This window comes from Halomonas sp. KX33721, from assembly GCF_001596805.1.
Classification (GTDB): domain Bacteria; phylum Pseudomonadota; class Gammaproteobacteria; order Pseudomonadales; family Halomonadaceae; genus Vreelandella; species Vreelandella aquamarina.
Window position 1 is genome coordinate 1 of record NZ_LVIA01000032.1, and the last position, 13,036, is coordinate 13,036.

A 13,036-nucleotide genomic window follows, 5' to 3' on the forward strand; every position below is an offset into this window, starting at 1 on the left:
ATCTCTACGCATTTCACCGCTACACCGGGAATTCTACCTTCCTCTCCTGCACTCTAGCTTGACAGTTCCGGATGCCGTTCCCAGGTTGAGCCCGGGGCTTTCACAACCGGCTTATCAAGCCACCTACGCGCGCTTTACGCCCAGTAATTCCGATTAACGCTTGCACCCTCCGTATTACCGCGGCTGCTGGCACGGAGTTAGCCGGTGCTTCTTCTGCGAGTGATGTCTTTCCTAGCGGGTATTAACCGCTAGGCGTTCTTCCTCGCTGAAAGTGCTTTACAACCCGAGGGCCTTCTTCACACACGCGGCATGGCTGGATCAGGGTTGCCCCCATTGTCCAATATTCCCCACTGCTGCCTCCCGTAGGAGTTCGGGCCGTGTCTCAGTCCCGATGTGGCTGATCATCCTCTCAGACCAGCTACGGATCGTGGCCTTGGTGAGCCGTTACCTCACCAACTAGCTAATCCGACATAGGCTCATCCCATAGCGGGAGCCGGAGCCCCCTTTCTCCCGTAGGACGTATGCGGTATTAGCCTGGGTTTCCCCAGGTTATCCCCCACTATCGGGCAGATTCCTATGCATTACTCACCCGTCCGCCGCTCGTCAGCATCCAGCAAGCTGGATCTGTTACCGCTCGACTTGCATGTGTTAGGCCTGCCGCCAGCGTTCAATCTGAGCCATGATCAAACTCTTCAGTTTAAGATCAATGCAATCCTTACTCGCTGCCCGAAGGCAACAAAAGCGGATCAAACTTGGCTCAAGGTTCAAACGAATTTGAAAGATGTGAACATCTTTCTTGTGCGCTTGCCTTGATATTTGGTGATTTATCACCCTCACCGGCAAGCGCCCACATGAATTACCTGATCAAATTGTTAAAGAGCTTTTCGAAGGGCGTTGCCGTTCGATGTGGGCGTATTTTACGCATTTAAATCAGCGCGTCAACACTTTTTTTCGCATTAGTACTCTGACCGAGAAAGCCTCACATAAAGACTTAACATTTGACCCAGCGCAACCTTCCAGAATCGGCCCTTTTTTAAGCTAATACTCACGTCACACCACCGCTAATTGTCGGCGTGTCGTTAAAAAAGAGCCAGATGAGAGAGGGAACTATGCGTAACAAATATGAAGTGATTTCAGCGCTCGGCGCCACTCTATTGCTTTCTGCTAGCGCAGCGCAGGCAAGCGATGGCCTAGATGATAAATTTTCAGCCGCATACCCTGATCAAGAAGACCCGATCAACGCTGATAATTTAGGACAAGCATTAGCCGCTTTCCAGCGAACGCTCAACACCCCGGATGCGCCCTTTGATCGCTATTTAAGAGGGGACATGGACGCGATTAGCGAACAAGCGAAAAACGGCATGGTAGCTTTTGTTGATAATGGCTGCATTGCCTGCCATCGCGGCGCCAACTTTACCGATAGCCAGTTCCACGCCATTCAGGTGCCGGGGTCGAAAGATTTGGGTCGCTACGTGGTGACCGGCGAAGAAAGAGACAAGTACCGCTTCCGCACCCCCACCTTGCGTAATGTCGGCGTCACTTACCCGTACATGAACAATGGTGCCACCGAAACGCTCGAAGAAGCCGTGGCCATCATGGGCCAGGAAATGCTGGGACGTGAGTTTGACGAACCCACCATTGATAACATCACGGCATTTCTGCACTCCCTGACAGGTGAAATGCCCGATTTCGAGGTGCCCGCTCTACCCTGATGCACTATGCCGCCGCCCATAGGAGCGGCGGCAGGCTGTATCAGGCTGCCTCCAGGCGCTTCAACAGTTCAGCGCGCCGCGCGTCGCTGACGAAGGCTTCTTCCATGGCATTGCGATTCAGCCATTTGAAGGTATCTTCTCCCCAGCCAAAGGCATCGACACAGGCGATATGATTTTCGAGCAGCCCACCACCAAAATAGGCAGGATCGTCAGAGCTGATGGTGACCTTCAGACCCGCTTCCAACAACGCCGGTAGCGGATGCTGATCCAATTGATCGACCACTTTCAGGCTGACATTGGAGAGCGGGCACACGGTCAGTACCGTCTGGGACTCCTTGAGACGCTGCACGACGTCTTCGCTTTCGAGACAGCGCACACCGTGGTCGATGCGCTGAACGTCCAACAGGTCCAGGGCTTGCGTAATGTAAGCGGCAGGCCCCTCCTCGCCCGCATGAGCCACACGCACCAGCCCAAGCTCCTTGGCGCGCGCAAACAGGGCCTGAAACTTCTCGGGCGGGTTGTCACGCTCGGCGCTGTCCAGGCCAATGGCATCCAGCATTTTCCAGTAGGGTGCCGCCTGCTCGAGAACGTGCAGTGCCTCGTCGGCTGGACGATCTCTCAGGAAGGCCATGATCATACCCACTGAAAGGTCTAGCTGGCTCTCGGCCTCCTGTTTGGCCCTGAGCAGTCCCGCCATGACCACCTCCAAAGGTACACCACGCTGCAGATGCGCCTGAGGGTCGAAGTGCATATCGATATGCAGCACGCCTTCCGAACGGGCACGCTTGAAATAATCCATGGCCAGGTCATAGAAGTCCTGTTCGCTGCGTAAGACGTTCATGCCCTGGTAATACAGATTCAGAAACCCTTGCAAATCCTTGAAATCATACGCTGCCTTGGCCTCTTCGACCGTGGCATAGGGGAGTTCGATGCCGTTACGTTCCGCCAGTTGGAACATCAGTTCTGGCTCGAGAGAACCTTCGATATGCAAGTGAAGCTCAGCCTTGGGAAGGTGTCGTAAAAAGTCGTTCATGGTCGCCGCCTATTTGCCGATTCGGTGAATATCAAAATGAAGTATCGTGAATTAACTTGCCGCCATCCAGCCGCCATTGATGAGCCAACCCCGGCACCAGGGCCGCATCATCCACTTGATGAACAAAGAAAATCGCCGTACGGCCTACCAACCAGGCGTCCAGCGAGGCCGCTACGTGCCGGGCCGTTGCCGCATCCACTCCCGCGAAGGGCTCATCCAGCAATACCACCGAGGGTGAGCGTAAAAAAAGCCTCGCCAACGCCACTCTGCGCGCCTGCCCGCCTGAAAGCTGCTGCCCTCTTTCTCCCACCTGAGTCGCCAGCTGACGAGGCTGGCGTGCCGTCCAATCTGAAAGCGCTACCTGGTCCAGCACCTGCCAAAGCTCTTCGTCTGTCGCGTCAGGCTTGGCGATCCGCAGGTTATCGGCCAGCGAGCCATCGAACAGGTCTATTTGCTGGGGCAGATAACCCATATGCGCTGCGCTACTTTCGAGGGTAACGGCCGAGGGTGCATGCTCCGCCACCCACACGTCCCCTTCAGTGGGAGAGATGCGGCCCATGATCAAATTGGCCAGCGTCGATTTGCCCGAACCCGAAATACCCATGATGGCACCACGTTGACCGGCGGGCAGGGTCAGGGAAACCTGGCATATCGCCCAGCCCGCCGCATCCGGATAACGGAACATGACCTCACGCAGTTGCAGGGCATGGCCACCCTCGTCATCCGGAAGAGAGCCCACACGCGTTTGCCCTTGTGTCGCCTGCAGGGCATTCAGCCGCTGGGCCGCCCCGTGGCTGGCGCCAAACCGCACAAAAGCGGCAGGCAGGCTGGCCAGCACCTCATTGATACCAAACACGGCAATCACGGCCATGACCATGATGGGGCCCACCACGCGCTGCTCGGCCAGTGCCAGACTCCCCAGCCAGAGCACACCGATGATCAACAGCCCCGTTACCGCCATCAGTAGCGCATTTCCCAGCGCAGACTTCACGGCCAACTGACGCTGGTTATCCAGCGCTTGCTGTTCGTGAGCTCGTATTTTCCTGCGGTACCAGTCACTGGTTCGGTAGCTCATCAGCTCAGCAGACGCCTGTACCTGATCCAACACCAGCCGCCGAAGCTCCTCCTGATCATTCACTTGCCGATGGCTGTTGGTGAAACCCAGCCTGGCAAAGCCCAGGGTGATGACCAGCCACAGCAGCGTCAATACACAGGCCACGACGGCTCCGACCAGCGGCAACCAGATAGCGATGAAACCTGCGACGATCCAGACACTCAACAAGGCCACTACTGGCGGCACCAGCAGGCGTAGATACAGGCTATCCAAGGCATCGATATCCGACGTCAGGCGACTCAACCACTCACCGGCTCGCCGACGCCGCAACGATGCGTCATCCAGGCGCGTCAAGTCACCAAAGACGCGATAGCGTAAATCCGCCAGCAGCGTCAGCACGGTATTGTGGTTGTAGAGCCGCTCGGTATATCGAGCGACGGTGCGCAGCAAGGCAAAAAAACGAATGCCGCCGCCGGGCACATAAATATCCAGCGATGACGGCAACCCGGCAGCCAACGCAATGCCCGCCAGGGCACACGCCGCAATGAACCAGCCGGACAAACCCAGCAGGGCAAGGCCCGCCAGCAACGTTACCCATACCAGCAGCGCACCCACGAGGAAGCGCTGCCTGCGCCTTAACATGAGCGCCAGCCATGGGCTCAGGTCATTGTGCAGAAACTTCATGGCGCCACCTCGTGAAGCTGGCCGTCTCGACACACCCAGTGGCGAGTGGCAACGGCCATCACCGCAGGGTGATGTGTTGCCATGACTAACGTTCGCCCTTCCGCCGACCAGGCCAGCAGTGCGTCGATCACGCTCTTTTCCGTCGCCGAATCAAGGCTGGCCGTGGGCTCATCCAACAACACCAGCGGTGCCTGGCTGAGAAATACCCGAGCCAGGGTCAAGCGCTGCGCCTGACCTCCCGACAAGCCGACCCCACGCTCCCCCACCACCGTCTCCAGGCCATGGGGCAAGGCAACCAACAGTTCCCCCAGGCCAGCTTTTTCCAGGGCCTCCTGCATGGCAGCCGGTGTCGCCTCAGGCGCCGCCAGGCGCAGGTTATCGGCCAACGAGCCATGAATGATGCAGGGTGATTGATCCAGCCACGCCACTTGCTCGCCCTGGCGGAATCTGCAAGCGCCACGCAGAGGCGCCATGAAACCGGCCATCAGCGCCAGCAAGGAAGACTTGCCACTGCCTGACTCTCCGGTAATGACCACCACATCCGCCTGACGTATCGTGGCCGAGACGCCCGTCAAGACCGCCGAGTGCCGACCATAGCCCACCTCGGCATCCACCAATTCAATCAATGCATCTGGTTCGGCGGGGGCGTCAAACCGAGTCGGCACCACGTCAGGCTCATCGAGGATGGTCACGATACTCTCTGCCGCCCCCAGCGCCGCAGCACGGTCGTGATAATGCTGCGAGAGGGTGCGCAAGGGCTGGAAGAACTCCGGAGCCAGAAGCAACACCGCCAGACCACTGAACAGGGTCAGCGAGGGGGAAGGACCGTAATCGATATAGCCCAACAGACCAAACCCCACGTACATGGCGACGACGGCAATGGCCACCGAGGCAAAAAACTCCAATACCGCAGACGAGAGAAATGCCAGCCTAAGCGTGCGCATACTCAGGCGGCGATACTGGTCGGTGGCATACCAGACGTCCTGCTGGGCAGCACGCGTATGACCAAACAGCTGCAGCGTCGTCATGCCGCGTACGCGGTCGACGAAATGCGCCGAGAGCCTGGCAACGGAAGCGAACTGCTCCTTGTTGAGACGCTCTGCCCCCATACCGACCAGCGCCATGAACAGCGGAATCAATGGCGCAGAGAGCAGCAAGAAGATGGCCACTAGATAATCGAGCCAGCCCACCACCGCGGCAATCAGCAGTGGCAGCAATAGCACGATGCGCATTTGCGGGAGGAAGCGCGCGAAATAGCCATCGAGGGCTTCGATGTGCTCGACCGACTGGGTCGCCAGGGCCCCGCTCTGCTGCCGAGTCATCCAGACCGGGCCTAGCGCGGCGACCTTGTTCAAGACCTGCTCCCGAGCGTACTGCCGGATGCGCAAGCTGGCAGTTGCACTGAACGACTCTTGCAGGGCAAGAAACAGTGAGCGCAACGCCACGGCGACCACCAGGCCGAGCAGCACGGGCACCAGCGTGACAGGTGAGCGGCCATGAACGACCAGTTGCTCAATCGACCACGCCAACCCGATCACCAGCAGGATTGTCTGAGCGCCGGACAGCACGCCGAAGCACGCTGCCAGCGCTAGCCGAGCACGCTCACGACGAGCCAGCGTGCTCAGCCAACGGCGCGGCGTCAACAAATTCGACTGGGCCGCAGGAGGGGCCATGAATCAGTGATACCCTTCGCCAACACGCACCTTGCCGCGGAAGACCCAGTAGGTCCAGGCGGTGTAGGTCAGGATGATCGGAATGACGAACAGCACACCGATCAGCAGGAACAGCTGAGACTCGGGGGCGGAGGCGGCATCCCACAGCGTGTAGTTCGGTGGCACGATGACGGGCCACTTGCTGACGATCAGTCCCAGGTAAGTGAACACGTAGATGCCGATGGTGGCCACGAAGGGAATGCCCTCGTCACGACGTTTCACGGAGCGATACACCATGAAGGCCGACAGCAGCGCCAATGCCGGGAATATCCAGATCAGCTGCAAATGACCGAACCAGCGCTCCCAAACCACCGGATTCACGAACGGTGTCCAGATGCTGATGATACCGAAGACGCCCAGTACCAGCGCCAACAGCAGCGGCGTCACCTTGTAAGCCCACTCCTGAATATGCCCCTCGGATTTGAGGATCAACCAGGTGGCTCCCAGCAACGCATAACCAGCCATCAGGCCGAAGCCGGTCAGTACCGAGAATGGCGTCAGCCAATCGAAAGCGCCACCTGCAAAGGCAAAGTTTTCGACATGAAACCCCTGAATGTAAGCACCGACCACCGCCCCTTGAGCGAAAGCGGCCACGCCGGAGCCCCAGCAGAAAGCGCGGTTCCACCAGCGACGATTGCGCCGGGACTTGAAGCGGAACTCGAAGGCCACACCTCGGAAAATAAGCCCCGCCAGCATCAAGAACACGCCAATATAGAGTGCCGGCAGGAAGACCGAATAGACCAGCGGGAAAGCCCCGAGCAAACCGGCCCCCGCCAGCACCAGCCACGTCTCGTTGCCGTCCCAGACCGGCGCCACGGAGTTCATCATCACATCCCGGGCGTCTTCGTCCGGGGCGAAGGGATACAGAATCCCAAGCCCCAGATCGAAACCGTCCATCAACACGTACATCATCAACCCGAACCCGATGATGCCTGCCCAGATTATCGTCAGATCAAACATTTCCATGTCTCAGTTCCTCACCGGGTCGACATCGTCATCAAAGGGAGTTTCCGTGGCCGACAGTGGACGCATGGGGCGTCTGAAATTGTCGCCTGCCGTTTCACGCTCTTCATTGGGCAGCATGCCGTTACGCACCACGCGGGTCAGATAGTAGATACCGGCATAGAACACCACCGCGTACACTAGCACGTAGCCCACCAGCGTAAACAGCGCCATGGGGCCGGTCAACGAAGGCGTAACGCCTTCCGCATGGGCCATCATGCCGTATACCAGCCATGGGGCACGTCCTGACTCGGTCACGATCCAACCAGCCAGCACGGCGACGAACGGCATGGGGATCATGTACACCAGCGTCTTGAGGAACCCGGTGTGCTGATGGAATTTGCCTTTGCGACGCAGCAACAGTCCTATCAGGGCGGTGGCAATCATCAACAGTCCGATCCCCACCATCACGCGGAACGCCCAGAAGACGATCCAGACCGGCGGCTGCTCTTCAGGAGCAAATTCATTCAGCCCCTGAATAACCCCATCCGTAGAGTGGGTCAGGATGAGGCTGGCAAGATTGGGGATGCCGATTTCAAAGCGATTGGTTTGCGCTTCCTGGTCCGGAATGGCGAACAGCAGCAACGGAACGTTGCCAGAGGTTTCCCAATGCCCTTCCATGGCCGCCACTTTGGCCGGCTGATGCTCCAGAGTATTCAAACCATGGAAGTCCCCCACGACCGCCTGGGCTGGCGCCAGAAACAGCAGTAACCAAAGGCACATGGAAAGCGCTCGACGGTTGGCTTCCGGGTCGCGACCACGCAGCAGGAACCAGGCACTCACACCGGCCACCACGAAGCCACCGGTCAGAAAGGATGCCATGGCCATGTGCGCGAAGCGGTAAGGAAAGGAGGGATTGAATATCGCTTCGGTCCAGGAAACCACGTGGAACCGATAGTCGATGAGTTCTACCCCTGCCGGCGTATGCATCCAGCTGTTGGCAGAAAGAATCCAGAACGACGAAATGAAAGTACCGATCGCCACCATGATGGCAGCAAACAGGTGCACCCCTTGTGGCACCTTGCCTCGGCCAAAGAGCAGGACACCGAGGAATGCCGCCTCAAGGAAGAAAGCGGTAACGACCTCGTAGCTGAGCACCGGCCCGAGGAAGTTGGAGGCCGCCTGGGAGAAGTTGCTCCAGTTGGTGCCAAACTGGAAAGACATGACGATCCCGGAGACGACGCCCATTCCGAAAACCACGGCAAACACCTTGGTCCAGAACAGTGCCAGGCGGTCCCAAGCGGGGTTGTTGGTCTTGAAGAACAGCCCATGAAGCAGCGCTATGTAAGACGCCAGCCCGATGGTGAAGACCGGAAAAATCGCATGAAACGATACAACGAAGGCGAACTGCATTCGCGATAGTACAAGGGGGTCGAGTTCCATCACACGCTCCTAAGACCTGGATTAAAATCCCATCAATGGGTGTCACAAGCTTAGTTGAGCCTTAATGGCGCTGCATTTTAGTTATAAGCACTAAGCTTATTCTTTACATGTGTTGTAGTTTAACGTTTCGACCGCCGTTATACAGCGATAGTTTGCCTGAAAAGCTGTGTCGCGTTGACGCATACTCCTCAGACAAACCACCATTTTTCGGTGCAATCGTTTAAGACATCACCACAATGCTGACCATATAGCCTGTGTAGGCGATAAAAATGGCGAAGAGAACACCGCCTTCAACGCGGTTGATACGCCGTGGGCGACCACGCCAAGAAAATGCGAAGAGCACCATCATAAGCGTCATAAAGGTCATGACACTCCAATCACGCACCAGCACCTCACGACCCGCTTCAATAGGTGCAATCACTCCCGCCAGCCCAACAACGGCCATACTATTAAACAGGTTAGAGCCCACCACGTTGCCCAGCACCATATCGTGCTCTTTACGCCGCAGTGCGCTGATTGAAGAAGCCAGCTCCGGCAAAGAAGTACCTACGGCGACTACGGTTAAACCGATAATTAAATCACTGACTCCGAAAGCTACCGCGATCTCGACAGCTCCCCATACCAGCAGCCTCGAACTGGCAATCAACAGCACCAAGCCAATCAGCGTCCACATGATGGCCTTACCGCGCGACATCGGGTTGCTATCAAGACTTTCGGTCACTTCACCCAACAACGGATCATCCTCCTGACCTCGAGAACGAATAATGCTGATCGCAATAAATATGCCCAGCGCCACTAGCAGCACAATAGCTTCAGCACGGGAAATCCAACCGTCGAAAAGCATATAGCCGGTAAGCAGCATCACCGCTACCAACAGGGGCATTTCTTTACGGATAACACCTGAATGAACAGCTAACGGAGAGATAAGTGCGATAAAGCCCAAAACCAAACCAATATTGGCAATGTTGGAACCGTACGCATTCCCCACCGCCAGGCCTGGGTTGCCTTGCATCGCTGCCAGCATCGACACCATCATTTCCGGTGCAGAAGTACCAAAACCGATTACCAACATACCAATCAGCAGCGGCGACAGCCCCAGCCACCGCGAAGTTGCCGCAGCGCCATCAATAAATTTTTCTGCGCTCCAGATGAGCAGGACCAAGCCTACTACCACAGCAATAAAGGCAAGTAACATTTCAGTTCCTTGATGTCATAATGTTAGGCACTATCGCGGCTGCATCCTTGTCTAACTCTGGTATTTGGTCAAGTACTGCTTGCAAGTAGTTATCAGGTCACCTAGGTTGACACATACCATATACCATATACCATATACCATATACCATATACCATATACCATATACCATCGTATTGGTTCTAACCGTATTATGCACAGAGAGTTTGCTGTTGCCCCATTACGCCTTTATGAAACGGCCTTCGCTGCCGGTTAATACACCCCAGGTTGATTGCTCCCCCCCTGAAACTCGCACCCAGCGAAGGCGTTTGCGTGCGTGCCATGAATGTGACTGGGTATCTGCGCTCCCCCCCCTGAACTCTGGTGAAAAAGCCACCTGCCCTCGCTGCTCGCATGTGTTAGTGAAGCGCCACCGCTATCCTGCTCAGCGCAGTATGGCGCTAGCGTTAGCCTCATTGGTCGCATTAATAGTCGCGGTATCTTTTCCTTTTGTCAGTTTCAGCGTTAGCGGTGTTGGCAACCGCATTGATCTATCGCAGACCGCCACCACGCTGATTGCTTTCCACCAGCCGATAGTAGCTATTGCGGTCATGATGACTATTGTCGTGCTGCCCGCCGTATATCTTGTAAGCGTCGTCTGGCTTCAGTTTGGCTTACTGCAGTCTCGCCCTATGCCTTTTAGCCGTGACATTGCCCGCTCCCTGGCACATCTAACCCCATGGATGATGGCCGATGTATTCATCATCGGCGCACTGGTAAGCTTAATTAAAGTTGCTGGCATGGCGCAGATTGAACTTGGCATCTCCTTTTGGGCATTCTGCTTGTTCGCCATACTGTTATTAATGACGGTGCAGTCCATTGACGCTGACTGGATGTGGTTCTCATTGGAAGGCGAACCCCTTGCTCCTGAAGGCACGCTCACTGGCACCACCGCTGCTAGCCAGCATGTCACTGGCTGCCCCACCTGCGGATTGATTAATCGGATTCAGCATGGAAAAGAACGCTGTGTTCGCTGCCATGAAAAACTGCATAAGCGCCTACCACATAGCTTACAGCGCACCTGGGCGCTTCTCTTTGCAGCCAGCATCATGTATATACCTGCCAACCTTTACCCCATCATGACCACTACCAGTTTGGGCAGCTCAACACCCTCCACTATCGTTGGCGGCGTTGTTCAGCTCATTCAAATGGGGTCCTGGCCGGTGGCTGCAGTGATTTTTATCGCCAGTGTGATTGTGCCTGTTGGCAAACTGGTGGCACTCGCATGGCTATGCTTGATGATTAAGCGCAGCAACGAGCTCAACGCACAGAGCCGTACCCGCCTCTATCGATTAACTGAATTTATTGGACGCTGGTCAATGGTTGACGTATTTGTCGTGGCCATTTTGGTCGCCCTCATCCGCGCCGGGTCATTAATGTCGATTACACCAGGTCCTGCCGCGCTAGCTTTTGGTGCCGTCGTAGTGCTCACCATGCTGGCTGCCATGACATTTGACCCTCGCTTAATCTGGGATACCCACACTCCACGCCCTCTTCGCCGTAAAGCGGCCACCAAGGAACCTGTTGATGGCTAATGATCCAACGCCTCAGAATACCTCAAACGCTGAAAACAATGAGTTACATAAAGCCAAATCGTCGCCACAAACTCGGCTATCGCCTATTTGGATAGTTCCTTTGGTGGCCGTCATTATTGGGCTGTGGCTGGTTTATGATAACTACTCAAGCCGGGGCACCATGGTGACGCTGACCATGGACAGCGCAGAAGGTATTGAGGCGGGCAGTACGCTGATCCGCAGCCGCAATATTGAGATTGGCCGCGTACAGAGCGTTCGTTTGTCTGATGACCTGTCTCACGCGGTGATGATGGCTCAAATTCAACCCGAAGCCGAAGCCATGCTCCGCGAAGACAGTCGCTTTTGGGTCGTTAAGCCACGCATAGGGCGCGAGGGGATCAGCGGCCTGGGCACGGTACTCTCGGGGGCTTATATACAGCTTGAGCCTGGGCAATCAGAGGAACCTAAGCGAGAGTTTGAGGTAAGCGATATCCCACCGGTCGCGCCTGCTGGGCAAGCAGGGTTACAAATTAGCCTTGTCAGCCAATTGGGCAATTCGCTGCGTGTTGGGGATCCCGTCTCTTATCAAGGTTACACGGTAGGGCGCGTAGAAGACGCTCGCTTCGATGCAGACACACGTACCATGCACCACCAAGTATTTATCGAAGAGCCCTACGCCCAGCTCGTGACCGATAGCACCCGCTTCTGGACCGCTAGCGGAGTGGATTTCCGCCTGGATGCTGACGGCGTGCGGGTCAACGTAGAATCGCTGGAAGCTCTGCTGGGTGGCGGTGTCACCTTTGGTGTGCCTGAAGATCTTCCCATGGGTAAGCCGGTAGAAGCCAATACACGTTTTAACCTCTATGCTGATGAAGATACTGCCCGGGAAGGCACATTTAACCGCTATCTAGAGTATGTATTGCTTGTTGATGACACGGTTCGCGGGCTATCACGAGGCGCACCGGTCGAGTTTCGTGGCGTCCGAATTGGTACCGTGGCAGCAGTACCCTGGAATTTTACGGCGCCACAGCCCGATTCGCGGGCTCGTTTCGCCATCCCTGTGCTCATCCGCATCGAACCACAACGCTTAGGGATCGAAAACACCGATATCGACCTGGAGGAGTGGGATAACCGCTTTAAGCGCATGTTCGGCTTAGGCCTTCGGGCATCACTCAAGAATGGCAACCTGTTAACGGGTGCGCTGTTTGTGGACCTTAACTTCCGGCGTGACCTTGCCGACGAATACGTCGCGGAAGTTTTCTCCGAGCGGACCGTATTCCCGACAGTAGCGGGCGGTTTTGCACAGATTCAGGCTCAGGTGACTAGCCTGCTTGAAAAACTAAACGCCTTGGAAGTAGAACCGTTGATAGCCGGGCTGGACCGCAACCTGCAAGCTTCTGAAAGTGTACTGAACGAAGTGCGTGCAGTCAGCGCGTCTATCAATCAGTTGCTCAATGATCCAGAAACGCAAGCCATCGGGAGCAACCTCAACGGCACGCTGGAAGAGCTGCGCAGCACCCTTCAAGGGGTCTCGCCTTCATCGCCCGCCTATCAAGAGCTTACCGGCGCCATTGAGCGTTTGGATCGGCTGATGCGTGACCTACAACCGCTCACTCGGACGCTGAACGAGAACCCACGCGCGCTGCTGTTCGACAATTTAGAAACGCAGGACCCGATTCCTCGTGCTCCCCGTTAAGAAGGATTGAACGTC

At 56.4% G+C, this 13,036-nt stretch carries 9 protein-coding genes and 1 rRNA gene; 3 read left to right on the forward strand and 7 right to left on the reverse strand.

The window, feature by feature from the left end:
• Positions 1 to 699 (reverse strand): 16S ribosomal RNA (locus tag A3220_RS12005); the annotation flags it as partial.
• 410 nt (positions 700 to 1,109) lie between these two features.
• On the opposite strand from A3220_RS12005, the gene A3220_RS12010 reads away from it, so the two are divergent.
• Positions 1,110 to 1,712 (forward strand): cytochrome c peroxidase, encoded by a 603-nt coding sequence (locus A3220_RS12010; protein WP_252860469.1) that lies wholly within the window; start codon positions 1,110 to 1,112, stop codon positions 1,710 to 1,712.
• Between the two features lie 40 nt (positions 1,713 to 1,752).
• On the opposite strand, the gene A3220_RS12015 is transcribed toward A3220_RS12010, so the two are convergent.
• From A3220_RS12015 to A3220_RS12040, 6 genes are all read right to left on the reverse strand, one after another.
• Positions 1,753 to 2,745, reverse strand: a complete 993-nt coding sequence (locus tag A3220_RS12015) for an adenosine deaminase (protein ID WP_062375054.1) — start codon at positions 2,743 to 2,745, stop codon at positions 1,753 to 1,755.
• Positions 2,746 to 2,776: 31 nt separating this feature from the next.
• Complete coding sequence (gene cydC, locus A3220_RS12020; protein WP_062375055.1) at positions 2,777 to 4,483, reverse strand: thiol reductant ABC exporter subunit CydC; 1,707 nt, start codon at positions 4,481 to 4,483, stop codon at positions 2,777 to 2,779.
• On the reverse strand, positions 4,480 to 6,156 hold the full coding sequence (gene cydD / locus A3220_RS12025; RefSeq protein ID WP_062375057.1) for a thiol reductant ABC exporter subunit CydD: 1,677 nt from the start codon (positions 6,154 to 6,156) through the stop codon (positions 4,480 to 4,482). The genes cydC and cydD overlap by 4 nt, the downstream gene beginning before the upstream one ends.
• 3 nt (positions 6,157 to 6,159) lie before the next feature.
• The gene (gene cydB, locus A3220_RS12030) at positions 6,160 to 7,161 is read right to left on the reverse strand and encodes a cytochrome d ubiquinol oxidase subunit II (protein ID WP_062375059.1); all 1,002 of its coding nucleotides are present in this window, start codon (positions 7,159 to 7,161) and stop codon (positions 6,160 to 6,162) included.
• Between the two features lie 3 nt (positions 7,162 to 7,164).
• A complete protein-coding gene (locus A3220_RS12035) occupies positions 7,165 to 8,580 on the reverse strand; it encodes a cytochrome ubiquinol oxidase subunit I (protein WP_044628268.1) in 1,416 nt (471 codons plus the stop codon).
• A gap of 220 nt (positions 8,581 to 8,800) precedes the next feature.
• On the reverse strand, positions 8,801 to 9,775 hold the full coding sequence (locus A3220_RS12040) for a calcium/sodium antiporter (protein ID WP_062375060.1): 975 nt from the start codon (positions 9,773 to 9,775) through the stop codon (positions 8,801 to 8,803).
• 227 nt (positions 9,776 to 10,002) lie between these two features.
• On the opposite strand from A3220_RS12040, the gene A3220_RS12045 reads away from it, so the two are divergent.
• Complete coding sequence (locus tag A3220_RS12045) at positions 10,003 to 11,346, forward strand: paraquat-inducible protein A (RefSeq protein ID WP_062360354.1); 1,344 nt, start codon at positions 10,003 to 10,005, stop codon at positions 11,344 to 11,346.
• A complete protein-coding gene (gene pqiB, locus A3220_RS12050) occupies positions 11,339 to 13,021 on the forward strand; it encodes an intermembrane transport protein PqiB (protein ID WP_062375062.1) in 1,683 nt (560 codons plus the stop codon). The genes A3220_RS12045 and pqiB overlap by 8 nt, the downstream gene beginning before the upstream one ends.
• Positions 13,022 to 13,036: the final 15 nt, after the last annotated feature.

Coding starts and splice junctions, on each gene's coding strand:
- A3220_RS12010 (WP_252860469.1), top strand. CDS start 1,110: ATGCGTAACAAATATGAAGTGATTTCAGCGCTCGGCGCCACTCTATTG.
- A3220_RS12015 (WP_062375054.1), bottom strand. CDS start 2,745: ATGAACGACTTTTTACGACACCTTCCCAAGGCTGAGCTTCACTTGCAT.
- cydC (WP_062375055.1), bottom strand. CDS start 4,483: ATGAAGTTTCTGCACAATGACCTGAGCCCATGGCTGGCGCTCATGTTA.
- cydD (WP_062375057.1), bottom strand. CDS start 6,156: ATGGCCCCTCCTGCGGCCCAGTCGAATTTGTTGACGCCGCGCCGTTGG.
- cydB (WP_062375059.1), bottom strand. CDS start 7,161: ATGGAAATGTTTGATCTGACGATAATCTGGGCAGGCATCATCGGGTTC.
- A3220_RS12035 (WP_044628268.1), bottom strand. CDS start 8,580: ATGGAACTCGACCCCCTTGTACTATCGCGAATGCAGTTCGCCTTCGTT.
- A3220_RS12040 (WP_062375060.1), bottom strand. CDS start 9,775: ATGTTACTTGCCTTTATTGCTGTGGTAGTAGGCTTGGTCCTGCTCATC.
- A3220_RS12045 (WP_062360354.1), top strand. CDS start 10,003: ATGAAACGGCCTTCGCTGCCGGTTAATACACCCCAGGTTGATTGCTCC.
- pqiB (WP_062375062.1), top strand. CDS start 11,339: ATGGCTAATGATCCAACGCCTCAGAATACCTCAAACGCTGAAAACAAT.